Origin of the sequence: Photobacterium carnosum (assembly GCF_002849605.1) — a bacterium.
Taxonomy (GTDB): domain Bacteria; phylum Pseudomonadota; class Gammaproteobacteria; order Enterobacterales; family Vibrionaceae; genus Photobacterium; species Photobacterium carnosum.
On the sequence record NZ_NPIB01000028.1, the window covers coordinates 1 to 25,755 of the forward strand.

Annotated in this window: 21 protein-coding genes and 7 tRNA genes; 1 reads left to right on the top strand and 27 read right to left on the bottom strand. The window is 41.4% G+C overall.

Annotated elements, in window-relative coordinates; all coding sequences use genetic code 11:
* Positions 1-36: 36 nt before the first annotated feature.
* The 14 genes from CIK00_RS17660 to pncC form a co-directional block, all read right to left on the bottom strand.
* A tRNA-Arg gene (locus CIK00_RS17660) sits at positions 37-113 on the bottom strand.
* A gap of 49 nt (positions 114-162) precedes the next feature.
* Positions 163-239, bottom strand: a tRNA-Arg gene (locus CIK00_RS17665).
* A 113-nt stretch (positions 240-352) separates the two neighbouring features.
* Positions 353-444 (bottom strand) — tRNA-Ser (locus CIK00_RS17670).
* 57 nt (positions 445-501) lie between these two features.
* Positions 502-578: transfer RNA gene (locus CIK00_RS17675), tRNA-Arg, on the bottom strand.
* 64 nt (positions 579-642) lie between these two features.
* A tRNA-Ser gene (locus CIK00_RS17680) sits at positions 643-734 on the bottom strand.
* Between the two features lie 68 nt (positions 735-802).
* A tRNA-Arg gene (locus CIK00_RS17685) sits at positions 803-879 on the bottom strand.
* A gap of 83 nt (positions 880-962) precedes the next feature.
* A tRNA-Ser gene (locus CIK00_RS17690) sits at positions 963-1,054 on the bottom strand.
* 272 nt (positions 1,055-1,326) lie between these two features.
* Positions 1,327-1,524: a carbon storage regulator CsrA gene (gene csrA, locus CIK00_RS17695; protein WP_101769952.1), complete on the bottom strand. Its 198-nt coding sequence runs from the start codon at positions 1,522-1,524 to the stop codon at positions 1,327-1,329.
* 84 nt (positions 1,525-1,608) lie between these two features.
* The gene (locus CIK00_RS17700; protein WP_101769953.1) at positions 1,609-2,793 is read right to left on the bottom strand and encodes an aspartate kinase; all 1,185 of its coding nucleotides are present in this window, start codon (positions 2,791-2,793) and stop codon (positions 1,609-1,611) included.
* Between the two features lie 16 nt (positions 2,794-2,809).
* Complete coding sequence (gene alaS / locus CIK00_RS17705) at positions 2,810-5,431, bottom strand: alanine--tRNA ligase (protein WP_101769954.1); 2,622 nt, start codon at positions 5,429-5,431, stop codon at positions 2,810-2,812.
* A 232-nt stretch (positions 5,432-5,663) separates the two neighbouring features.
* Positions 5,664-6,002, bottom strand: coding sequence for an NAD-binding protein (locus CIK00_RS21565; RefSeq protein WP_233426575.1), 339 nt, complete (start codon positions 6,000-6,002; stop codon positions 5,664-5,666).
* Positions 5,992-6,900, bottom strand: coding sequence for an ion channel (locus CIK00_RS17710; protein WP_233426576.1), 909 nt, complete (start codon positions 6,898-6,900; stop codon positions 5,992-5,994). The genes CIK00_RS21565 and CIK00_RS17710 overlap by 11 nt, the downstream gene beginning before the upstream one ends.
* Positions 6,901-7,125: 225 nt before the next feature.
* Positions 7,126-8,178: a recombinase RecA gene (gene recA / locus CIK00_RS17715; protein ID WP_101769955.1), complete on the bottom strand. Its 1,053-nt coding sequence runs from the start codon at positions 8,176-8,178 to the stop codon at positions 7,126-7,128.
* Positions 8,179-8,304: 126 nt separating this feature from the next.
* Complete coding sequence (gene pncC / locus CIK00_RS17720) at positions 8,305-8,802, bottom strand: nicotinamide-nucleotide amidase (RefSeq protein ID WP_101769956.1); 498 nt, start codon at positions 8,800-8,802, stop codon at positions 8,305-8,307.
* 214 nt (positions 8,803-9,016) lie between these two features.
* Here pncC and mutS point away from each other — a divergent pair, with 214 nt between their 5' ends.
* Positions 9,017-11,599 (top strand): DNA mismatch repair protein MutS, encoded by a 2,583-nt coding sequence (gene mutS, locus CIK00_RS17725; RefSeq protein ID WP_101770005.1) that lies wholly within the window; start codon positions 9,017-9,019, stop codon positions 11,597-11,599.
* 121 nt (positions 11,600-11,720) lie between these two features.
* On the opposite strand, the gene rpoS is transcribed toward mutS, so the two are convergent.
* The 13 genes from rpoS to rlmD form a co-directional block, all read right to left on the bottom strand.
* The gene (gene rpoS, locus CIK00_RS17730; protein ID WP_101769957.1) at positions 11,721-12,713 is read right to left on the bottom strand and encodes an RNA polymerase sigma factor RpoS; all 993 of its coding nucleotides are present in this window, start codon (positions 12,711-12,713) and stop codon (positions 11,721-11,723) included.
* Between the two features lie 87 nt (positions 12,714-12,800).
* Entirely contained in the window at positions 12,801-13,697 is an 897-nt protein-coding gene (locus CIK00_RS17735; protein ID WP_101769958.1) for a peptidoglycan DD-metalloendopeptidase family protein, read from the bottom strand.
* A 3-nt stretch (positions 13,698-13,700) separates the two neighbouring features.
* Entirely contained in the window at positions 13,701-14,330 is a 630-nt protein-coding gene (locus CIK00_RS17740) for a protein-L-isoaspartate(D-aspartate) O-methyltransferase (RefSeq protein ID WP_101769959.1), read from the bottom strand.
* A 2-nt stretch (positions 14,331-14,332) separates the two neighbouring features.
* Positions 14,333-15,088 carry a 5'/3'-nucleotidase SurE gene (gene surE / locus CIK00_RS17745; RefSeq protein ID WP_101769960.1) on the bottom strand — a complete coding sequence of 252 codons (756 nt, stop codon included), beginning with the start codon at positions 15,086-15,088 and terminating at the stop codon, positions 14,333-14,335.
* On the bottom strand, positions 15,066-16,121 hold the full coding sequence (gene truD, locus CIK00_RS17750) for a tRNA pseudouridine(13) synthase TruD (RefSeq protein ID WP_101770006.1): 1,056 nt from the start codon (positions 16,119-16,121) through the stop codon (positions 15,066-15,068). Before truD ends, surE begins: the two co-directional genes overlap by 23 nt.
* 37 nt (positions 16,122-16,158) lie before the next feature.
* On the bottom strand, positions 16,159-16,632 hold the full coding sequence (gene ispF / locus CIK00_RS17755; RefSeq protein ID WP_101769961.1) for a 2-C-methyl-D-erythritol 2,4-cyclodiphosphate synthase: 474 nt from the start codon (positions 16,630-16,632) through the stop codon (positions 16,159-16,161).
* Positions 16,632-17,342 carry a 2-C-methyl-D-erythritol 4-phosphate cytidylyltransferase gene (ispD, locus tag CIK00_RS17760; protein WP_193435486.1) on the bottom strand — a complete coding sequence of 237 codons (711 nt, stop codon included), beginning with the start codon at positions 17,340-17,342 and terminating at the stop codon, positions 16,632-16,634. Before ispD ends, ispF begins: the two co-directional genes overlap by 1 nt.
* A 33-nt stretch (positions 17,343-17,375) precedes the next feature.
* Complete coding sequence (ftsB, locus tag CIK00_RS17765) at positions 17,376-17,654, bottom strand: cell division protein FtsB (RefSeq protein WP_036793329.1); 279 nt, start codon at positions 17,652-17,654, stop codon at positions 17,376-17,378.
* 308 nt (positions 17,655-17,962) lie between these two features.
* Positions 17,963-19,267 carry a phosphopyruvate hydratase gene (gene eno, locus CIK00_RS17770; RefSeq protein WP_101769962.1) on the bottom strand — a complete coding sequence of 435 codons (1,305 nt, stop codon included), beginning with the start codon at positions 19,265-19,267 and terminating at the stop codon, positions 17,963-17,965.
* Between the two features lie 80 nt (positions 19,268-19,347).
* Positions 19,348-20,988, bottom strand: a complete 1,641-nt coding sequence (locus CIK00_RS17775) for a CTP synthase (protein ID WP_101769963.1) — start codon at positions 20,986-20,988, stop codon at positions 19,348-19,350.
* Between the two features lie 222 nt (positions 20,989-21,210).
* Complete coding sequence (gene mazG, locus CIK00_RS17780) at positions 21,211-22,020, bottom strand: nucleoside triphosphate pyrophosphohydrolase (protein ID WP_101769964.1); 810 nt, start codon at positions 22,018-22,020, stop codon at positions 21,211-21,213.
* A gap of 71 nt (positions 22,021-22,091) precedes the next feature.
* Positions 22,092-24,329 carry a GTP diphosphokinase gene (gene relA / locus CIK00_RS17785; protein WP_101769965.1) on the bottom strand — a complete coding sequence of 746 codons (2,238 nt, stop codon included), beginning with the start codon at positions 24,327-24,329 and terminating at the stop codon, positions 22,092-22,094.
* Positions 24,330-24,377: 48 nt separating this feature from the next.
* Positions 24,378-25,718 (bottom strand): 23S rRNA (uracil(1939)-C(5))-methyltransferase RlmD, encoded by a 1,341-nt coding sequence (rlmD, locus tag CIK00_RS17790; RefSeq protein ID WP_101769966.1) that lies wholly within the window; start codon positions 25,716-25,718, stop codon positions 24,378-24,380.
* Between the last annotated feature and the right edge of the window lie 37 nt (positions 25,719-25,755).

Here is a 25,755-nt window from a genome sequence, read left to right on the forward strand (position 1 = left end):
CAACAACAAACATTGAGGTCTGCTGCTTTTAAATGATGGTGCGCGCGGGAGGATTCGAACCTCCGACCGCCTGGTTCGTAGCCAAGTACTCTATCCAGCTGAGCTACGCGCGCACTAATTCTGTTACAACAACAAACATTGAGGTCTGCTGCTTTTAAATGATGGTGCGCGCGGGAGGATTCGAACCTCCGACCGCCTGGTTCGTAGCCAAGTACTCTATCCAGCTGAGCTACGCGCGCACTGGGTTTCTTTAATTAGGAATTTATTCCCAGAAACCATTCCTTTTAGCTATAAAAGGAATTATGCAATCGCCAAATCTTACCTTTCGATAATCTTTAGAAAAAACAAAGAATGGCGGTGAAGGAGGGATTCGAACCCTCGATACGGGATAAACCATATACTCCCTTAGCAGGGGAGCGCCTTCAGCCTCTCGGCCACCTCACCACACAAATTGGTATAAGTAACACGTTAATAATCACAATTAACCTATTGCTTAAATAATGGTGCGCGCGGGAGGATTCGAACCTCCGACCGCCTGGTTCGTAGCCAAGTACTCTATCCAGCTGAGCTACGCGCGCACTGGGTGTTTCTTGCTAAAGAAAACACCATATTGATATCAACATCGTTGCCATCAATAAAGAATGGCGGTGAAGGAGGGATTCGAACCCTCGATACGGGATAAACCGTATACTCCCTTAGCAGGGGAGCGCCTTCAGCCTCTCGGCCACCTCACCACACAATTCGGTGCAAGTAACAAGTAACATTAGCTGCTAAAGGCTAACAATACTCATTGCTTAAATAATGGTGCGCGCGGGAGGATTCGAACCTCCGACCGCCTGGTTCGTAGCCAAGTACTCTATCCAGCTGAGCTACGCGCGCACTGTGCTTTATTACCGTTTCATTATCCCAAATTAAGATAATTAAATCAACAAGAAAGCGTCACAATATCCATTAAAAAATAATGGCGGTGAAGGAGGGATTCGAACCCTCGATACGGGATAAACCATATACTCCCTTAGCAGGGGAGCGCCTTCAGCCTCTCGGCCACCTCACCGTGTTGTGGAGGCACATATTACTGTTAGCCCAAAATAAGTCAAACACTTTATTGCAAAAAACCAATACTCGCCGCACGAATGAACACTTAGTAAGCAATGCGATAATTAATGCAACGTGGGCATGGAAATATTCACTTTATCAGACTAATAATCCATTCAAAGACAAACCTAAAAAACAGCATCTTTGGAATAGATTTAATTACAACTTATAGGATGTTACTTTTCTACAGGCACAAAAAAGGCCAGGATAATTATCCTAGCCCTCTTCGAATTAGTAGTTACCAGTACTCGGAGTACCAGCTTCTTTTTCTGCTTGAATTCGCATGTATATTTCTTCACGGTGAACAGATATTTCTTTAGGTGCGTTAACACCAATACGTACCTGATTTCCTTTAACACCAAGAACAGTGACAGTTACTTCGTCACCAATCATTAGAGTTTCACCTACACGACGTGTTAAAATTAGCATTCGAGTGCTCCTTGAGTAATCTCTGTCTTATAAGAATTTAACGTTTTATCCAATAAAATTCACAATTTCGTAAATAGCCGTGGCTCAAGAAACAGCAAGATGCGATAGATTACCTAAACACTGGCCATCGACCACAAATTTTTCATGGATTAAATCAACAGCAACAAGATGATCATCTTCATTAATCAATAAAGATAAACACTTATTATCGCCCTGATATGTATGCACTGTAATGCCAGCCTCATGCAGAACCATTTGGATAGACTCCAAATGTTGCTGAATATCCTTTCCAATCAAGGAAAGTATAGAGACCATACCAATATGGCGCATTTTGTTATTAAACACTAGCCTTAAACGAGCTAAATCATCATTAGAAATAACGATTTGTGACATCTCATCACTAGAATTAGTTGATAAATTCCAAGCTGTCAAACCATAGAGGTCCAACTGTTCATTAAGAACAGCCGTTGGTAGCATAATATTAACTAAAACTTGCTGCCTTTGAAGCGCAACGCCAATGATGTTCTGATTATTCATTACATCAAAATTCACTAACGTTCCCTGCCCTTCTTCAAATGAAGAAAGAACACGTAATGGAACGCGATGCTGGCACGCATACTCTACAGACTGTAATTGTAGCACTTTTGCCCCTAGGCGCGCCATGCAAGTCATGTAATCAAAGTGAATAACATCTAAACGAGCCGCACTTGGTACAATTCTTGGATCAGTAGAATACACTCCGTCAACATCTGTAAAAATCTGACATTCATCTGCATTAAGAGCACTAGCAATAGCAACCGCAGTGGTATCTGACCCGCCACGTCCCAAGGTTGTGATATTGCCATCAATATCACGCCCTTGAAAACCAGCCACGACAACAATGCTGCCTTGGCTAAGTAATGTGGTCATATTATGGGTTTCAACCTCATTGATTGTGGCATTATTAAAATTGCTATCGGTATGAATAACAACTTGATCTGCCGTCAAAGAGGTTGCGCTATGGCCTCGCTTATTCAACGCCATAGCCAATAAGGCAATTGACACTTGCTCACCAGCTGCGAGTAAAACATCTAACTCGCGAGGGGTGGGTATCGCATCAATTTGCTTAGCTAGGCCCAATAACCGATTAGTCTCACCGGCCATTGCAGACAATACAACAACAACTTGGTGGCCACACTGGCGAGCTTTTATTACTCGCTCAGCAACAGCTTCTATCCGTTCAATACTACCAACTGACGTACCACCAAATTTCTGCACTAATAGTGCCACATTACCTCTCCAGTGATTACAGTTTGTCAGCTAGCCATGGTGCAACAGTCTCTAATGCCGCAGGCAATGCTGCTGCGTCAGTACCGCCAGCTTGTGCCATATCAGGACGACCGCCGCCCTTACCACCAACTTGCAATGCCACCAAATTAACTAACTCACCCGCTTTTACTTTGCCAATTAAATCTTTAGTTACACCAGCAATTAAACCGACTTTACCTTCGCTAACATTACCTAATAACACCACACCGCTACCTAGCTGATTTTTTAACTCATCAACCATGCCACGTAATGCTTTGTTATCAGCACCATCAAGCTTCGCAATTAATACTTTAACGCCGTTAATTTCTTGCACTTGATTAATAAGACCCGCACCTTCTTGTGCCGCTAGCTTATCTTTCAATTGTTGAATTTCTTTTTCTAGTTGTTTGCTGTGGGTCACTAACGCATCCACTTTGCTAACAACAGAAGCCACGTCAGATTTCACTAAACGAGCAGTTTTCGCTAGCATCATATCTTCAGTGTGCATTGCCGCAATCGCGCCAGCACCAGTAACCGCTTCAATACGGCGAATACCCGCAGCGATACCACTTTCAGATAGGATCTTAAACAGACCGATATCACCTGTACGTGTTGCGTGAACACCACCACAAAGCTCAGTTGAGAAGTCCCCCATGCTCAATACACGTACTTCATCATCGTACTTCTCACCAAACAATGCCATTGCACCGTTTGCTTTCGCCGTGTCGATATCCATGATGTTAGTATCAATACTATGGTTAGCACGAATTTGTTCGTTAACCATATTCTCAACAGCACGTAACTGTTCAGGTTTAACTGCTTCTAGGTTTGAGAAGTCAAAACGAAGACTATCCGCTTTTACTAATGAACCTTTCTGGCCAACGTGATCACCTAAAATAGTACGCAGTGCAGCGTGCATTAAGTGAGTTGCAGAGTGGTTTGAACTAATCGCTTGACGACGCTCTGAATCAACAGCAGCAGTCAATTGTTGACCAACCGTTAATGAGCCTTCAACTAATTGACCTTTATGGCCAGATGCCGCGCCAAACTTCTGTGTATCTGCAACGTTAAACACCACGCCTTCAGCCGTTAGTAGGCCACTGTCACCACATTGACCGCCTGATTCTGCATAAAATGGTGTATTTGATAATACAACCAATGCATCTTCGCCAGCATTAATGGTGTCAACAGCATTACCATCGCGGTATAACGCAACAATCACACCTTCGCCATCCGTCGCGCTGTAACCACAGAACGTTGTTTCAGCATCAACTTTGATTACGTCATTGTAATCAACACCAAAGTTACCCGCGTCACGCGCACGTTGACGTTGAGCTGCCATTGCTGTTTCAAAACCATCTTCATCGATTGAGAAACCACGCTCACGAGCAACGTCGTTAGTTAAGTCAGCAGGGAAACCGTAAGTATCATAAAGTTTAAATACTGTTTCACCATCAAGTACATTACCGTCGATGTTGTCTAATGCTTCATTAAGAATCGTTAGACCACGATCAAGCGTACGACTGAAGTTATCTTCTTCAATCTTTAACACTTTCTCTACTAGCTCTTGCTGTGCTTTTAGATCTTCACCCGCAGAACCCATGATCTCAGCTAATGGACCAACAAGTTTGTAGAAGAATACGCCTTGTGCGCCTAGCTTGTTACCGTGACGTACTGCACGACGAATAATACGACGTAATACATAACCACGGCCTTCATTTGAAGGCATAACACCGTCAGCAATCAAGTAAGCACAAGAACGGATATGGTCAGCAACAACACGTAATGATTGGTTAGAAAGATCGTCATAACCAATAACAGCAGCGGCTTCTTTAATTAAGGTTTTGAAAATATCGATTTCGTAGTTTGAGTGTACGCCTTGCATAATTGCAGCAATACGCTCAATACCCATGCCTGTATCAACAGAAGGCTTAGGTAGCGGTTCCATTGTACCGTCAGCTTGACGGTTGAACTGCATAAATACGTTATTCCAGATCTCAATAAAGCGATCGCCATCTTCTTCTGGTGTACCTGGACGGCCACCCCAGATGTGATCACCGTGATCATAGAAAATCTCAGAACATGGACCACAAGGACCAGTATCACCCATTTGCCAGAAGTTATCTGAAGCAAATGGTGCACCTTTATTATCACCAATACGAACAATGCGATCAGCTGGAATACCAATTTCTTTATTCCAGATTTCAAACGCTTCATCATCACTTTCATAGATAGTAACAACTAAACGATCTTCAGCAAGTTTAAGCTCTTTTGTCAGAAACTCCCATGCATAACCAATAGCATCATGCTTGAAGTAATCGCCAAAACTGAAGTTACCTAACATTTCAAAGAAAGTATGGTGACGAGCAGTAAAGCCAACATTTTCAAGGTCGTTATGTTTACCACCCGCACGAACACAACGCTGAGCGCTTGTTGCACGTGTATAGTTACGCTTCTCAAGACCTAGGAATGTATCTTTAAACTGGTTCATACCTGCGTTAGTGAATAACAACGTTGGGTCATTCGCAGGTACAAGAGATGAGCTGTCCACGATCTGGTGGCCTTTGCTCTCGAAAAATGCAAGATACGCGCGGCGAATCTCATCAGTGCTCATGTACATAGGCAAATCCTGAATTAATACTTGGAATAGAAGGACAGAAAAACACCTCATGGCGATTTTCTTCGATAACTGTTCACCCCTTAAACCATAAGGAACAATGAACAATCACCATCTAATAATAAAGCTAAGATAAATTTTTTGGGGGCTATTGTAAAACAACGGTAGCTATTACGGGAAATGATATGTGGCAAAATGTATCAAATAATCCCCCGGCGCACGCCGTACAGTAATATTATTTCTTAATTTCTTTTTCTGATAGCCCTTGTACTGAATGCAATAGCGACGCCACAATCGAATCACTATCGATACTTTCGCCATTTAATAATCGAGCCAGAATATCACTCGCAAACTGTTGCGGTGAAATTACAATGTCAGGATTAACACTTTTTACTTTATTAATATTTTTACTTTCGTTCACCAATGCCACAGTACGTGCAGAACTGGCTAATTCAATTGCAGATAATACAATAAACGCGTTATCGGCATCATCATCACTCAGCGCAAGTACCGCTTTAGCATTCATAACGCCAGCTTGGGTTAAAATAGCACCATCACTATAATCACCAATCACCAATCACCACATCAAGCCCTTCTAATTGATCTTTAGCTGCTTGTTGTATTCGCGGTGAAACAATAACCGTAATGGGCTGCTTACGCTCCGTTAATTGCTTGATGGTATTAATGGCAAGGCTTGATAAGCCACAAATTATAAAATGATTTGTACGATCCATTTTTTTACTATTCCCTTTAACAAGTCGCTCAAAACCACTATGAACAACAGGACCTAACACTGACGTTGCCGATGTGGCAAAGACGGTAATACCAGACACTATAACCGAAATAGTAAATAATCGCGCAGGTTCAGAAATAGGAACAATATCACCATAGCCAACAGTAGACATGGTTTCTATCGCATAATAAAACGCGGTCAATAAACTGGTGATCTTCGGGTTAAAACCATCACCAAAATACAGCGCACCATAGGTGGAGGTTAACAATAAAGTAATCACACTGATTAACGCAAAGATACTACCGGCGGCAACACTGCTTTTAGAAAAGTATTTGCGCACCATAAATAATAAAATTAATGACGCAATACCATAGTGAATATTATGCGTTTGTTGCGGATGAATATGGGCGGTATAAAAAATATTGATCAACATTAATGTAAAACTGATCATCCATGAAATTCGTGCTCTAAAAAAGAGTCCTACCGAACTCATGACGATAAACACACCTAACATAAAATAAGGTGCATTAGTCAAAAAACTGGCATTTATTTGATCATAATCGCTAACATTAAACAACGTCCATAAGTTAATAGGTAAGCCATAAATCGTATGAAAAATAAGACCACTATTACCTAAAACAAACAAAGCCACAAAAATATGGCGAAGAGTGTAAAGCCACTTAGTAAATCGTCGAATAGTTTGTCCCATCCAACGTATCAACGATACGTGTTTTTTCATTGCAAATATGCCTACCTAATAAATACGATAACTCAATTCAATAACAAATAAATATAAAGTTAAAACTATAATCTGACATATTAAAGCAGAAAATACGGTAAATTTGTCAATTAAATTAGCCCTTTTCAATATAATCAGCACTTAAAATAAAGCCATAAAAAAACCCAGCACGAAGGCTGGGTTAATTATAGATGTACAATATAAATGAGATTGATTCGACTTTAATTAAAAAGCTTCACCATCTTCAGCATCTTTTTTTGCGGCATCTTTTGTGTCAGTTTCAGCAACAACAGGTGCTAACAGTAAATCACGCAGTTTCTTTTCAATCTCAGCAGCAATCGCAGGATTTTCAACTAAGTATTTACAAGAGTTTGCTTTACCTTGACCAATTTTATTGCCTTGGTAGCTATACCAAGCACCCGCTTTTTCAACTAATTTATTTTTTACACCAAGGTCAACCAATTCACCATTACGGTTAAAACCTTGGCCATATAGAATTTGGGTTTCAGCTTGCTTAAACGGTGCAGCAATTTTGTTCTTAACGACTTTAATACGAGTCTCGTTACCAACAACCTCATCACCATCTTTGATTGCGCCAGTACGACGAATATCAAGACGAACAGAAGCATAGAACTTCAGTGCATTACCACCGGTTGTGGTTTCTGGATTACCAAACATCACACCAATCTTCATACGAATCTGGTTAATGAAGATACACATACAGTTAGACTGTTTAAGGTTACCCGTTAATTTACGCATTGCTTGCGATAACATACGTGCTTGCAGACCCATATGAGAGTCACCCATTTCGCCTTCGATTTCAGCTTTTGGTGTTAGGGCTGCAACGGAGTCAATAACAATTACATCAACGGCACCTGAACGTGCAAGTGCATCAACAATTTCTAGAGCCTGCTCACCAGTATCAGGTTGCGACACTAATAATTCATTAATATCAACGCCTAGCTTTCCTGCATAAACGGGATCAAGAGCGTGCTCAGCATCAATAAAAGCACAGGTTTTACCATTTTTCTGAGCTGATGCGATAACTTCAAGTGTCAGTGTTGTTTTACCTGATGATTCTGGACCGTAGATTTCTACGATACGTCCCATTGGTAAACCACCAGCACCTAGCGCGATATCAAGGGACAATGAACCTGTCGAAATAGTTTCGATATCCATTGTTTTATTATCGCCCAATTTCATAATTGAACCTTTACCGAACTGCTTCTCAATCTGGCCTAACGCTGCGGCAAGAGCCTTCTGCTTGTTGTCGTCCATTTGACTCTCCAACGGATGCTAAAATAAAGTTACTGATCTGGATATGAGACTTAGTATACTGTCTATTCATACAGTGTCTAGTTCTGGTTTAATTTTTTTTGTTAAATGCGATCTTTATAAAAGAGATCACTCTTCTATTACCTTGTTTACTCGAGTAATCAAACCCGATAACGCTTCCGCTATTGCTTGTTGTCTAACCTGTTGGCGTGAACCACTGAATAAACAACATTGTGTCTGCTGCCATCCGGTTGCATCAGCCCAAGCAAACCATACTGTACCTACAGGTTTATCTTCACTACCACCATCAGGACCAGCAATACCACTGATAGCGACACTAATATCTGCACGTGAAGCCGCTAAAGCACCGCAAGCCATTTCAAAAACAACCGCCTCACTTACCGCACCAAATTCTGTCAGAGCTTGTTCACTTACACTAAGCATTTGCTTCTTAGCTTCATTGCTATAAGTAATAAATGCACGGTTAAACCATGCCGAGCTTCCTGAAATATCGGTAATAGCAAATGAAACCCCGCCACCAGTACAAGACTCAGCCGTCGTTGCGACCCACTGCTTAGTATTTAATGCTTCACCAAGTTCATAAGCCAATTGTTCAATATTTACCATTAATGCCTCCAAGCTGGTTTCTATTTATTGTCTTTTAATACATTGATGTATGTAAGCTAACTTTACGCTTGTTCAATACCATTGCAAAGATGATAAAAAAAGTTCAATGGCTACTTTGACCGATCCGCTGATTCACGTATCCTTAGACTCTATTATTTTATTGGTCGAGCTATTCCAAGTAGCCGACGTTGAACCAGCAAGAGTAGGCAATATCGTGACGATAAAAGGCTTAGAAAAACATACTCCTATGATGCAGCAGTTCCTTCGGATCAAAGCTGAAAACCCTGATATTTTATTGTTCTACCGCATGGGCGACTTCTATGAGATGTTTTTTGATGATGCCAAGCGAGCTTCACAATTACTTGATATCTCTCTGACAAAACGTGGCGCGACCAATGGTGAACCAATACCAATGGCTGGAGTACCTTACCATGCAGTTGAAGGCTACTTGGCTAAATTGGTTCAACAAGGGGTATCCGTTGCTATTTGTGAGCAAATTGGCGATCCAGCCACCAGCAAAGGCCCTGTAGAGCGGAAAGTTGTACGTATCGTCACCCCAGGTACCGTCAGTGATGAAGCTTTACTGAACGAACGTCGTGATAACCTTATTGCTGCTATTTATACTGCCAATAATAAATTTGGCTACGCAACGCTTGATATTACCTCAGGCCGCTTCATGTTAACCGAGCCGACAACTGAAGAAGAAATGCAAGCCGAGCTACAACGTACGAGCCCCGCTGAACTGCTTTATCCTGAAGATTTTACGTATCTACATTTAGTTGAACCGTTCAAAGGTAAGCGTCGTCGTCCGATTTGGGAATTTGAATTAGAAACGGCACGCCAACAACTGACATTACAATTTGGTACCCGTGATTTAGTAGGCTTTGGCGTCGAAAAAGCCAATCTTGGTTTATGTGCTGCTGGTTGTTTGATGCAATATGTCAAAGATACTCAACGCACCGCATTACCTCATATTCGTGCGATCACCCTCGATACCCAAGATCATGCAGTAATTTTAGACGCCGCCACTCGCCGTAATTTAGAATTAACCCAAAACTTAGCCGGTGGTTTTGATAACACCCTTGCCGCCGTACTCGATCATACCGCGACCCCTATGGGTAGCCGCTTACTAAAGCGCTGGTTACATCAACCCATTCGCGATCAACACCAATTAAATGGCCGTTTAAATGCTATCGAGGCGTTTAAAGACAGTGGCATGTTTGTCGATATGGCAAGTGTCTTACGTCATATGGGAGATTTAGAGCGTATCGTGGCACGATTAGCTTTACGCTCAGCTCGACCTCGTGATTTAGCGCGTATGCGCACTGCAATGCAATACTTACCTGAGCTGGCACAATTATTAGCAGAAATTCCACAAGCACGTATTGGTGAATTAGCCCAAGATTCAGCACCTATGGATGATCTGTGCCAATTGCTTGAACGCGCTATCATTGAAAACCCACCGGTTATTATTCGTGATGGCGGTGTATTAGCCCCTGGCTATAATGCTGAATTAGATGAATGGCGAGATTTAGCCGATGGTGCTAAACAATATTTAACCGACCTTGAAACTCGCGAACGTGAGCGTCACGATATTGATAGCCTTAAAGTAGGTTTTAATCAGGTTCATGGTTTCTTTATTCAGGTCAGTCGTGGTCAAAGCCACTTAGTTCCTGATCACTATATTCGCCGCCAAACGCTTAAAAATGCTGAACGCTATATTATTCCTGAATTAAAAGAGCACGAAGATAAGGTGCTAAATTCAAAATCAAAAGCATTAGCGCTTGAGAAAAAGCTGTGGGAAGAATTATTTGATCAATTATTACCGCATTTAGAACGATTACAGTTAGCAGCAAGTGCCTTATCTGAATTAGATGTACTAGCAAACTTAGCAGAACGTGCTGATAGCTTAAACTATTGCCGCCCACAATTGACGACGACAACAGGGATTAATATTACTGCGGGTCGTCACCCTGTGGTTGAGCAAGTCTTAAGTGAACCGTTTATCGCTAATCCAATTACGTTACATCAAGATCGTCGTATGTTGATTATTACTGGTCCTAACATGGGCGGTAAATCAACTTACATGCGCCAAACTGCACTGATTGCCTTACTGGCACATGTTGGATCTTTTGTTCCTGCAGAAGCGGTAACTATCGGTCCACTGGATCGTATTTTCACCCGTATTGGCGCGTCAGATGATCTTGCGTCTGGTCGTTCAACCTTTATGGTCGAAATGACAGAAACCGCTAATATTCTCCATAATGCAACCAAACACAGTTTAGTGTTAATGGATGAAATTGGCCGTGGTACCAGTACCTATGATGGCCTCTCTCTCGCGTGGGCAAGTGCAGAATGGTTAGCGGATAAAATTGCGGCAATGACATTATTTGCTACTCACTATTTTGAGCTCACCGAATTACCTTCATTACTTTCAGGTTTAGCCAATGTCCACCTTGATGCGATTGAGCATGGCGACAATATTGCATTTATGCATAGCGTTCAAGACGGTGCTGCCAGCAAATCTTATGGTTTAGCGGTTGCTAGCCTAGCGGGTGTACCAAAAGCTGTAATTAAACGCGCTAAAATAAAACTCAAGCAATTAGAGGCGCTGGGGCATCAAAAAGCCCAACCATCAGCTGAAATCACAGGGCAAGTGCCGCGAGAAGAACATCAGTTAAGTTTGATTCCAGAGCCAAGCGACGTCGAAGAAGCATTAGCAAAGGTTAATCCTGATGAATTAACCCCTCGCCAAGCATTAGATGAGCTGTATCGTCTAAAAGCGTTATTAGCGTAATCACGGCCAGATAACAGCCATTAAAAAAGGACGCTTTAGCGTCCTTTTTTATTATTAAAGAGTCTCTATTATCGATAGCGTAAAAGTGATCATTAAAAAGACGGTTATCGATGATTGATTACTACATTTCTTGATTAAATAACGATTCAATACTTAACCCTTGGTGGGTTAACATATCACGTAAACGGCGTAAGCCTTCAACCTGAATCTGACGTACTCGCTCACGCGTTAAGCCGATTTCACGACCAACATCTTCTAATGTCGATGCTTCATAACCTAACAAACCAAATCGTCGTGCCAGCACTTCACGCTGTTTAGGGTTAAGATCTTGCAACCAATGAACAATAGAATTTTTAATGTCATCATCTTGAGTGGAGGTTTCAGGACTACCGCCTTTTTCATCGGGGATTATATCTAATAGTGCTTTATCAGAATCACCACCAATCGGATTATCAACCGAACTCACTCGCTCATTAAGACGCAGCATACGGTTAACATCATCAACGGATTTTTCAAGTTGCAGTGCAATATCTTCAGCAGTTGGCTCATGATCAAGCTTTTGTGCTAATTCACGTGCAGTACGTAAATAAACATTAAGCTCTTTCACAACATGGATGGGCAAGCGAATAGTACGGGTTTGATTCATGATCGCCCGTTCAATAGTTTGACGGATCCACCATGTTGCATAAGTTGAAAAACGGAAACCTCGCTCAGGGTCAAATTTTTCAACTGCACGAATAAGACCTAAATTTCCCTCTTCAACTAAATCAAGTAAGGCTAAACCACGGTTGCTATAACGACGGGATATTTTCACGACTAACCGAAGATTACTTTCAATCATCCGTTTACGTGACACCTCATCACCGCGTAATGCCCGACGTGCATACAACACTTCTTCTTCGGCAGTGAGCAATGGAGAATATCCAATTTCACCAAGATAAAGTTGGGTTGCATCAAGTACTTTAGCGCTTGTCTCATATTTGGAGATATCAGCAGCTTCTGTCGATGCTGACGTATCAGAATTATTATCAGTGGACACCACTAAACTATTACGTTCAATGCTGTCATCTAATGTCAATGATTCAAGTTTTTTGGCTGTGCTGCTTCTACTCATAGCGCCTCCCAGATGGCGAGTTAAAGACATTACAACGTCATGATGTCATCTCTGATTTATACGTTTCTCTATTTTTATTATGGCGAACTACTTAGGAAGAAAGCGCATTGGATCGACAGACTTTCCTTTATAGCGGATTTCAAAATGCAATCGAACACTTGATGCACCAGAACTCCCCATCGTCGCTATTTCCTGACCAGCTTTAACTGATTGTTGCTCTTTAACTAATATTTTATCGTTGTGCGCATAAGCACTAAGGTAATCTTCACTGTGCTTAATGATCACTAAATTACCGTATCCTCGCAGTGCATCACCGGCATAAACCACTTTTCCAGCTGATGTTGCGCGAATTGGCGTACCACGAGCGGCAGTAATATCGATACCTTTATTGCCATTATCTGCGTTTGAGAACCCTTCAATAATTTTACCTTTCACAGGCCAAGCCCAGCCAGAACTTGAAACATGTGACGTTGGTTTTGTTACTGGCTTATTTGTTACGGGTTTGTTAACTTTTGTTTTTTCAGAGTACTCTTTTGCTTCTTGCTTAGCAACTGGTTTATTGGTTGTTTTTTGCACTACTGGTTTTTTGATGACGGGTTTATGTACGGTCTGGGTTACCGTTTTTGCAGCTGATGGTGCAATTATTGGCATTACAACGACGTTATTAGTACGCCCTTGACTATCCGCTGTTGGAATCGCCAATCTTTGCCCAGGATAAATCGTATAAGGGTAAGGTAAGCGGTTTAGCTTAACGATATCTTTAACATCACGCCCGGTCATATAAGAGATAAAATACAGCGTATCTCCTTTCTGAACAGTGTAATAACTGCCATGAAAACTGCCACGTTGCAATTGTGAATAATCTTTAGCAAGATTTGAAACAGGCGCAGGCGTATGACTACTACATGCAGATAACAGCACCACACAGGTTACTGCTAGCAAAGAAGGTTGAATTATTTTTTTTATCATACGCTCAATACTCATGATTTACGCCAAATCTCCAGCCACTAACGGCACAAATTTAACAGGTTCGATATCCGTTTCAATAAACTGTTCGCCATTGCGAACAATCAATTTTAACACTTGCTCTGAATACCCTACGGGTAATATTAATCGACCACCATCGGCAAGTTGGGTTAATAGGCTCTGGGGAACCTCACTTGGCGCGGCGGTAACAATAATAGCATCAAATGGGCCTTTACTTTCCCAACCTTGCCATCCATCACCATGTTTAGTCGAAATATTATATAATTCTAATTGTTTAAAACGTCGTTTTGCTTGCCATTGCAGGCCTTTAATTCGCTCAACAGAATAAACATGATCAGCTAATTGCGCTAACACTGACGCTTGATAACCGGATCCAGTACCAATTTCTAGCACCGATGATTGCGGCGTTAATGCTAATAGCGAGGTCATCTTTGCAACAATATAAGGTTGTGAAATCGTCTGACCACTGCCTATCGGTAACGCATTATTCTCATAAGCTTGATAAGAAAATGCTTCATCAATAAAAAATTGGCGAGGTATCGCAGCAATAGCTTGCAGCACTCGCTGATCGGTAATACCTCGATTAACTAATAACGCAATTAATTTATCAACTTGCCTCTGATAACGCATAGTTATCGAATCTCCACCGCATGCATCCAGCTTTCTAGCCCAACTATTGCATCATGCGCAGTCAGGTCGACTTGTAACGGAGTAATAGAAACTTCTCCATGTTCAATCGCAAAAAAATCAGTGCCTTCGGTAGCATCTTGTGTATCACCCGGAGGTCCTAACCAATATAATGGATTCCCACGAGGATCGGTTTTTTTAATCATACTCACAGCCCGATGACGTGCCCCTAAGCGGGTTGTTTTCCACCCTTTTAGTTGATCAAAAGGCACATCAGGAACATTAACATTAATAATTTTTTGAGTAGATGTAGATAATGGCTGCATGACCATTTTTTCAATCAAGATCTTTACAACTTGAGCAGCAGTATCAAAATGGGTATCACCCACTAATGAAACAGCAATCGCAGGTACACCTAAAAAATAACCTTCAGTCGCCGCAGCAACCGTGCCAGAATAAAGTACATCATCGCCTAAATTTGCACCATGATTAATCCCCGCCACCACAATATCGGGCAAGTTATCTAACCATTCAGTTAATGCAAAATGGACACAATCTACTGGCGTACCTTGAACCGCGACTTTATTGTCACTTTGCTGACGAATACGTAATGGGTAATCAATCGTTAATGAATTGGATGCCCCTGATCGATTACGATCAGGGGCAACTACCGTTACTTCACCAAGCTCACTTAGAACCTCAGCTAACGTATTAATACCTTCAGCAAAAATACCATCATCATTGCTGATCAGTATTCTCATCATTCATACCTTCTGATTCTAGCGGCATGATCAACTCACGCACGACCGAAGTCGCAAAACTGCCAGCAGGTAAAGCAAAAGAAAGGATCACGCCATTATCATCAAACTGCCATTGCATATCTTGTGGTAGTAATAATAATGAACGACGATCATGACGCATACGATTATCACGTACTAATGCTACAAGTGCAGGTTCTTGCTCAACAATCGCTAATTCAAATGCTTGTGCATCAGCTGTTGTAGGTAAAGCGTTATCACCTAGCAATGGGCCTGTAATTGCTACTTCACCTTGCATTACTTGTTGCTGTAATTCAGGGGTAATAGTTTCAGCAATAAACGTGCGATCATCACCAGCGGCTTGTAGGCAATCACCTAGCATAATTTCACGGGTAAGATTTTGCTCAATACGCGCAGACAATACTTGGTTAAACATCCATGAGCGTGCAGCTGATAAGTAAAAACTACGCTTGCTCTTATCACGAACACGGAATTCATTATTACCCCAAGCGCGAGCTTTAATGACGTTATTGCCGCCATAACCAAAACGTTGCTGACCAAAATAGTTTGCAACACCTTGTTGCTTTACTAACTCTAAACGTTCAGCTAATGCTTGAGGCTGATCTAAATCAGTTAAGCGCAATTGGAACCAGTTACCTTGCAAATCACCAGGGCGTAGTTTTTTATCATTGCGAGTCGTTTCAAGAATTTCAATTCCAGGGTGCTCTGCTTCAAACTGAGTTAAATCAGGATCAGCTTTACCTGGTAAATGAACACTTATCCATTGATCAGTGACTGCGTGGCGATCTTTAAGACCGGCCCAACTCACATCACGCGATTTCACACCACACGCTTTGGCTAATTCATTAACCACATATTTAGTATTTTCGCCTGTTTTGCGAATTTTAACCATTAAGTGCTCGCCAGTACCTGTAAAGGTAAAACCTAACTGCTCGTTAACGATAAAATCTTGTGGATTTGCCTTAATATTTCCATGGCAAGTTGGCTGTTCATGAAGCCACTTAAAACAATCCATTACGTTTGTTGAGATGTTATTTGTCGACATGATGTCATTATACCTTTTTAATTAAAACAACGGCTTCACAAGCAATACCTTCTTTACGTCCAGTAAATCCTAGGCGTTCAGAAGTAGTTGCTTTAACATTAATATTGGCGATATCTGTTTCCAGATCGTCAGCTATGGCTTGGCACATCGCCGTAATGTGAGGTGCCATTTTGGGTGCTTGGGCAATAATAGTGACATCGAGATTACCAAGACAATAGCCCATTGCCTTAACCTTGCTGTAGACATCACGTAATAAAAATCGACTATCGGCACCGGCCCACTCAGCGTCAGTATCAGGGAAATGACGACCAATATCACCCGCACCGATTGCCCCTAACAACGCATCACAAACAGCGTGTAAAGCGACATCACCATCAGAGTGTGCGATTAGACCTTGTTCATAAGGAACAGCAACACCACCAATAATAACGGGGCCTGCACCACCAAATTTATGCACATCAAACCCGTGACCAATTCGCATTAATGTTGTTCCTTTAATAAGAGTTGTAGATAAAACTCAGCCAAGGCTAAATCTTCTGGCTGTGTCACCTTCAGATTATCACTCCGTCCAGCAACGAGGATCGGGGTATAACCACAAAATTCTAATGCGGATGCTTCATCAGTGATCGTCGCACCTTGAGCTAAAGCTGTCGTTAATGATTGGCGTAATTGTCCAACACGAAACATTTGTGGTGTTAACGCATGCCATAAGTTTTCACGATCGACCGTATGAATAATCTGAGATTGTGTTGCTTTATTATGCCCACGTTTCATGGTGTCACGTACAGGAGCTGCTAAAATCGCACCACAATCACTATTAACAGCGGCTGTTATCAAAGCCGTTAAGTCAGTTAACCTAACACATGGCCGCGCAGCATCATGCACTAATACCCATGCATTGTTATTATCAATCGCCGCTAAACCCGCAAACACTGAATCAGCCCGTTCAGCACCACCATCGACCACGGTGATCCGTGAATCAGTCGCTAATGGTAACTGTGGAAAATAAGGATCATCTGCACTAACAGCAATTATCACCCGTGTAATTTCAGGTAAGCTCAATAGACGATCAACGGTATGCTCTAAAATCGTTTTACCTGCAATATGAAGATATTGCTTCGGACGATCAGCAGCCATTCGACTGCCAACTCCAGCCGCAGGTACTACGGCAATAAATTCTTCAGCGATCATTAGCTTTATTACTCACAACAAAAAACGCTAACGTTAGTTATTATCACCTAACACTCGAACAAAAGTTTCACCGGGTTTAATTAAACCTAAATCATTGCGCGCGCGCTCTTCTACGGCTTCTTTACCGCCATGAAGATCTTTAATTTCTGCGTACATTTGTTGGTTTCGTTGTTGTAATTCAGTATTAGCAGCTTGCTGTAAAGCAACGCTTTCTTTTACTGCGGTATATTCGTTCATACCGTTTTTACCATCCCAAAAATCGTACTGCAGCCAAGCTAAAACCACTAGCAGGATAATAATAAACAGACGCATGATTCCCCTTTAAAATTAGCGTAGATGTCAATACCAACAATATACATTCCAATCAATCACTGATCGTAAACCATTGGAATGCATGTTGCGAAAGCGTAATAATCCCATAATCAGCTTATTGTGACCACTATTATGGCTATAGAGTTGATACAGTGCTAGTTACGTGTCAATTTTGCTGTTAAATCAAACAAAAGCTGTTTATTTAGCGTTATTTACAGCAGTATCACTTTTTCAGAAAAAAAAACCGCCTCCTAAGAGACGGTTTGATTTAGGCTCATTGAGCAAGCTCAATGATAGGCTTAAAAGAATTAAGCTTGACCTTTAACTTCTTTAAGACCGTTGAAAGCAGCACGTTCACCTAGTGCTTCTTCGATACGGATAAGTTGGTTGTACTTAGCAACACGGTCAGAACGGCTCATAGAACCAGTTTTGATTTGACCTGCAGCTGTACCTACTGCTAAATCAGCAATAGTTGCGTCTTCTGTCTCGCCTGAACGGTGAGAGATAACAGCAGTATAACCAGCATCTTTAGCCATTTTAATACAAGCTAGAGTTTCAGTTAGAGAACCGATTTGGTTTAGCTTGATTAGGATTGAGTTAGTAATACCTTTCTCAATACCTTCAGCAAAGATCTTAGTGTTTGTAACGAATAGATCGTCACCTACTAGTTGAATCTTGTCACCTAGTAGTTCAGTTTGGTGCTTGAAGCCAGCCCAATCTGATTCGTCTAGACCATCTTCGATAGAAACGATAGCTGGGAACTTGTCTACTAGATCTTTAAGGAAGAAGTTAAATTCTTCTGAAGTAAATTTCTTACCTTCACCTTTAAGGTCGTAGATACCTTGTTCTTTGTTGTAGAACTCAGAAGCAGCACAGTCCATCGCTAGAGTAATATCTGTACCTAGCTCGTAACCTGCAGCTTCAACAGCTTCTTGAATTGCTTTAAGAGCAGCTTCGTTTGACTCAAGGTTTGGAGCGAAACCACCTTCGTCACCTACAGCTGTGCTCATGCCCTTAGACTTAAGAACTTTAGCTAGGCTGTGGAAGACTTCAGAACCCATACGTACAGCTTCACGAAGTGTCTTAGCACCTACAGGCTGAATCATGAATTCTTGAATATCAATAGTGTTATCTGCGTGCTCGCCACCATTGATGATGTTCATCATAGGTAGAGGCATAGAGAACTGACCAGCAGTACCGTTTAGCTCAGCAATGTGCTCGTATAAAGGCATGCCTTTAGATGCAGCAGCTGCTTTTGCGTTCGCAAGAGAAACAGCTAGGATTGCGTTAGCGCCAAAGTTAGATTTATTTTCAGTACCGTCAAGGTCGATCATAAGTTGGTCGATTGCAGCTTGATCAGTCGCGTCTTTACCCATAAGGACTTCAGCGATTGGACCGTTTGCAGCAGCAACAGCTTTAAGAACACCTTTACCAAGGAAACGAGATTTGTCGCCATCACGAAGCTCAAGAGCTTCACGAGAACCAGTAGAAGCACCAGACGGTGCAGCAGCCATACCAACGAAACCACCTTCTAGGTGAACTTCAGCTTCAATTGTTGGGTTGCCACGTGAGTCGATGATTTCACGAGCTAGAACTTTAACGATCTTAGACATTGTGTTTCCTCTGCTTTATCTTCAAATTAAAAGCTAAATAAAATAGCTGCAGCGATAACTGCTACAGCTATCAGTAATCCTTACTTATCAGATTCACCGCGGTGATATATGCCCGCAGCTTTAACAAAACCTTCAAATAATGGGTGACCATCACGAGGTGTTGAAGTGAATTCTGGATGGAACTGTGCAGCAACGAACCAAGGATGATTCGGAATTTCAATAATCTCAACTAGCTTCTTATCAGCTGATAAACCAGACACTTTTAGGCCTGCTTTTACTAGCTTCGGTAGCAAGTTGTTATTAACTTCGTAACGGTGGCGATGACGCTCATGGATTGACGCTTGAGCGTACAATTCACGTGCTTTTGAGCCTTCTTGAAGATGACATAACTGAGAACCAAGGCGCATTGTGCCACCAAGATCAGATTTTTCAGTACGCTCTTCTACGTTACCTTCGCTATCAACCCACTCAGTGATCAAGCCAACCACTGGGTGCTTAGTATCAGCGTTAAATTCAGTTGAGTGTGCATCCGCCATGTTTGCTACATTACGAGCAAAATCAATTAATGCGACTTGCATACCTAAACAAATACCTAAATAAGGAATTTTGTTTTCACGTGCATATTGCGCCGTTAGAATTTTACCTTCAATACCACGATGACCAAAGCCACCAGGTACTAAGATTGCATCAAGGTTAGCAAGCACTTCGGTGCCTTTAGACTCAACATCTTGAGAATCAATATATTTAATTTGTACTGAAATGCGATTTTTCAGACCTGCGTGTTTAAGCGCTTCGTTAACTGATTTATATGCATCAGGCAATTCAGTGTATTTACCAACCAGACCAATAGTCACTTCTGCTGTCGGATTAGCTTCTTCATAAATAACTTGTTCCCACTCAGATAAATCAGCTTCTGGTGCAGTAATACCAAAACGCTTACATACCAAGTCATCAAGGCCTTGAGCTTTAATAAGTTGTGGGATTTTGTAGATTGAATCTACATCTTTCATTGAAATAACCGCTTTTTCCTGCACATTACAGAACAGCGCAATTTTTGCACGTTCGTTTGCAGGAATAACACGATCACTACGGCATATCAAAATATCTGGTTGAATACCGATAGAAAGTAATTCTTTTACTGAGTGTTGAGTTGGCTTAGTTTTCACTTCACCAGCAGCAGCAAGGTAAGGAACTAACGTTAAGTGCATAAACAAAGTGTTTTCACGACCTTGTTGAATTGCAAGTTGACGAATAGCTTCCATGAACGGTAGTGATTCAATATCACCAACTGTGCCACCGACTTCAACAATCGCTATATCATGACCCGCAGAACCAGCAATAACACGCTCTTTAATTTCGTTCGTGATATGTGGAATAACCTGAATCGTTGCACCTAGGTAATCACCACGACGCTCTTTGCGTAATACGTCTGCGTACACACGACCAGCAGTAAAGTTATTACGCTTTGTCATTTTGGTACGAATAAAACGCTCGTAGTGACCTAAGTCAAGATCAGTCTCTGCACCGTCTTCCGTAACGAATACTTCACCGTGCTGAGTAGGGCTCATTGTGCCTGGATCAACGTTAATGTAAGGGTCTAATTTCATCATGGTCACATTAAGACCACGTGCTTCTAGAATGGCTGCTAATGATGCTGCAGCAATGCCTTTACCTAGAGAGGATACTACTCCGCCCGTAACAAAAATATAATTCGTTGTCATGTTAAACCTGGAAGATTGGTGTAGAGGAAAAAGTGTATCTGGACGGGAAATTAGTATACCAGACACCATTTATCGCCACAACGTGAAAACTATCATACACCCCTAAGATTTTTTTTGTCTCAAATCAAGGAAGTGATATGTGTGCAATTTTCACCCCATATCGCTGCTTTTAGCTGATAAGTTATCATACTACTACCGTATAACTATGCCAAGTGGGAATAATTATTTATTGCATTCATGCTGTTTTACTCTATCCCACTCAAAATCTAGCTCAGTTAATGAACATTGATTTAAAGACTTACCTTGTTCTAACACATTTTTTTCGACTTGGCGAAAACGTCGTTCAAATTTTTTATTTGCTTGTTGCAGTGCATGTTCGGGTTTGACATCAAGATGACGACTTAAATTTACTACTGAAAAGAGCAAATCTCCCATCTCTTCAGCGATTTTATGCTGATCTTGTGGCGTTTGAATGACTTCTGCCATCACTTCATCGAGTTCTTCAGTAACTTTATCAACCACTGGTCCTAACGTATCCCAATCAAAACCTTGACTGGCACAACGTTGTTGAATTTTATCAGCGCGAGTCAATGCGGGTAATGCTAGTGGGATATTAGCGAGCAAACTTTCATCTTGTAATTTTTGTGCTCGTTCTTTGGCTTTTTCAGCTTCCCAGTTTTGTTTTACCGCCATCTCATCTTCAAATTTCTCATCATTAAAGACATGCGGATGACGACGAGTTAATTTTTCACTAATGCCAGCAACGACATCATTAAAATCAAATAAATCTTGTTCTTTGGCTAATTGGCTATAAAACACCACTTGAAACAATAAATCACCGAGTTCTTCTTTTACATCAACCCAATTTTTTTGATCTATCGCATCGGCAACTTCATACGCTTCTTCAATGGTATAAGGTACGATTGAATCAAAATCTTGTTTTAGATCCCACGGACAGCCGTTCTTAGGATCACGTAACTGCGCCATAATGGTTAATAGATTATCGATATCAAGTGTGGTTTTGTTATGCATTATTATCTCCCTAAATAAAAAAATAGGTAGCCGAAGCTACCTATTGCTGTATTCGATATTATCTATCACGACTAACTATATAAACGCTTAGCTTCTGCGACGTCTTTGACTTGTTCAATACGATTTAATACTCGTCCTAAGACCTCTAAATCTGTTAATTCAAGTTCAAAATCCATGATCGACATTTGTTTTTTATAATCGACTCGGCTCTTCATACCTGCAACTTTGACTTTTTCGTTCATCAAAGTATTGGTCAATTCTTTAAGTAAACCGTTACGCTCAGAAGCGGTCACGCGAACGGTAATGGTATAATTACCAATAAAACCACCACCCCAAACCGTATCAATGATCCGTTCAAGTGCATGATGACGCAATTCTTCCAATTGCTCACAATCATTGCGATGAACAGAAATACCCCGCCCTTGAGTGACAAAACCTTGGATATCATCACCAGGAATAGGCTGACAACAACGTGCTAAATGGGTCATTAAATTATCGACTCCTTCAACCACGACAGAATCACGACGAGGCTTCTTCGAGACATGTGACGCTTTATCACTTGCTTCAGACAACTTATCAAGCAGTTGCTGATCTTCTTCTTCTGCTGTCGGTTTGTTAATCAGGGCATTAATATGATTGATAATTTGGTTTATCCGCAGATCACCACTACCAATTCCTGCATATAGCTCTTCTGGCGAATTAACATTAAAACGTTTGCTGGCGTAAGAATGAGCATCTTTTAGCGTTGCGTTGATCCTACTTAGCTCAGCTTCAAGAATTTCTTTACCCGCAATAATGTTTTTATCGCGATCTTGTTTACGGAACCACGCGTGCACTTTGGCTCGGGCACGGCTTGAGGTTACAAAACCTTGATTAGGGTTTAACCAATCACGCGAAGGATTTGGCTCTTTTTGAGTAATAATCTCAACTTGATCCCCCATCTGTAAATGGTAAGTAAACGGCACAATACGGCCTTCTACTTTTGCCCCTATACAACGATGCCCCACTTCTGAGTGAATGTGATAAGCAAAGTCTAATGGAGTTGCATTTGATGGCAAATCAACCACGTCACCTTTTGGGGTAAACGCATAAACACGATCATCAAATACTTGGCTACGTAATTCATCGAGCATTTCACCAGAATCTGACATCTCTTCTTGCCATACCAGTAACTTACGTAACCAATTTATTTTTTCATCATACGCAGACTGAGCACCACTAGACGCAGCGGGACCTTCCTTATATTTCCAGTGCGCAGCAACGCCGAGTTCAGACTCTTCATGCATTTGCTTAGTACGGATCTGAATCTCAATCGTTTTGCCTTCAGGACCCAGAACTACTGTATGAATCGATTGATAACCATTCGGTTTAGGATTAGCGACATAATCATCAAATTCTTTGGGCAAATGACGATATTTAGTATGCACTACACCTAATGCTGCATAACAATCTTGCAGCTCTTCTGCCACAATACGTACCGCACGCACATCAAAAAGCTCATCAAACTCTAAACTTTTCTTCTGCATCTTGCGCCAAATGCTATAAATATGTTTAGGTCGACCTTGCACTTCTGCGCGAATATTTGAAGCCCGCATTGCGTCAGATAAATCATCAACAAAATGCATGATGTAGCCTTCACGATCAATGCGGCGCTCTGAAAGCTGCTTGGCTATTTGCTTATAAACTTCGGGATGCTGATAACGGAAAGCGTAATCTTCAATTTCCCATTTTAATTGTCCGATGCCCAATCGGTTTGCCAATGGCGCATAAATATTGGCACACTCTTGCGCTGCAACACGACGAATCGCGTCTGGCTCATTTTTAACTTCACGTAGATTACAAATACGTTCAGCTAACTTGATAACCACGCAACGGAAATCATCAACCATCGATAGCAGCATTCGGCGAATACTATCCACTTGCGTAGATTGCGCTGTTTCTTCAGCCGTCGATTTAAGCTGATTAATGGCACACATTTGCTCAACACCTTCGACCAAATGCAGAATAGTGCCGTTGTAATCTTCTTTTACTTGCTCATGGTTATAACAACCCGCTTCAACTAATGGATATAGCATTGCCGATATTAATGTATCGGCGTCCATGCTTAACGTCACCAGAATCTCAACCATTTCACGGCCACGCCATAACAACAACGTACCGTTTTCTTGATCAACAACCAGTTCCTGACAACGTAGATAAGTTCCTTCTAAACGTCCAAACGTTTTTGCATCCAAACGTAAACTTTCGACCCATGAGGCTAACTCAAATATCGTGTTTTCTTTTAGATGTGCTCCACGTACTGCGACCATGTCTCTGTCCTGTCTTCTATTTAATGGCAATAGCAGTCATTGCTATAACTATTTTTTATGCTTTTTTTGAACCTTTACAAATAATGCCATTGATTCTAAATGCCCCGTATTTGGGAACATATCCAACATACCAAGACGCTCTAACTGATAACCTTTTTGTAATAATACTTGGCTATCACGCGCCAATGTTGCTGGATTACATGATACATAAACCACTTTATTTGGTGCTAGCTTAACCACATGATCCATCACACCAGCAGCACCAGCGCGCGCAGGATCTAATAAAATCTTATCAAATTGCTCTTGCGCCCACTCTAATTTCGTCACGTCTTGTTCTAAATTGGCTTGATAAAATGTGGCATTATATTGCGCGTTAACCTGAGCATTGTCTGTGGCGCGTAAAACCATATCATCAATACCTTCCACGCCAACCACTGCTTTAGCACGCTTAGCTAACGGCAAACTAAAGTTTCCTAAACCACAGAATAGATCTAACACCCTATCTTGAGGCTGAACATCAAGCCATTCGATAGCTTGTGCGACCATTTTAATGTTTACATCACGATTAACTTGAATAAAGTCTTTCGGTGAAAACATCAATTTAAGGCCATCAATCTCATAATAAGGTTGGTCACCATGGCTCTGAATGAGTTCATCGGTTTCTGGCGCTAAAAATAACATCACATTATGTTTGGCAGCAAATGCCTGAATAAGTGCACTATCATCCGCATTAAAAGGCGCTAAATGACGAATCAAGACTACACAGCCATTATCTGCATGGGTCAATTCAAGATGCCCAATAAAGCGACGTCCTTTTAAACTATTTAATAACTCGCGTAATGGCGCTAATAAATCATTTAATGGTTGGGCTAATACTGGGCACTCGTTAACATTAACAATGTCATTACTTTGCTTTTTACGGAAACCAAACTCCAACTGACCATTATTTTCAACGCGAACTGCAAAGCGAGCACAACGACGATAATGCCATGATTCACTGATAATCGGTGGCTGTTGAATACAATCAACTTGATCAATAACAGCAAATTTTTCCATTAATTCGCCCAGTGCTTGCTGCTTAGATACCACTTGAGCTTGATGAGATAAATGCTGTAAATTACAACCACCACACTGGTCATAGATCGCACAATGGGGTTTAATACGAGCACTGCTGTCTGAAAGGCGTTTAATCACTTTAGCACGAGCGTAATTTTTTTTATCTTCCGTCAACTGCACCACGGCGGTCTCGGTGGGAAGTAAACCATCAACAAAGACAGATTTACCGTTTAGATGACCAATACCAGCACCAAGGTGATCTAAGCGATTAATGGTGATTTCTTTATGCTTGGTGTCAGTTGTACGTTTTTGAGGCTTAAAAAAGCGTGCCATAGTGTTTTGCTCACTGTTCAGACATTGAGTATTTGTC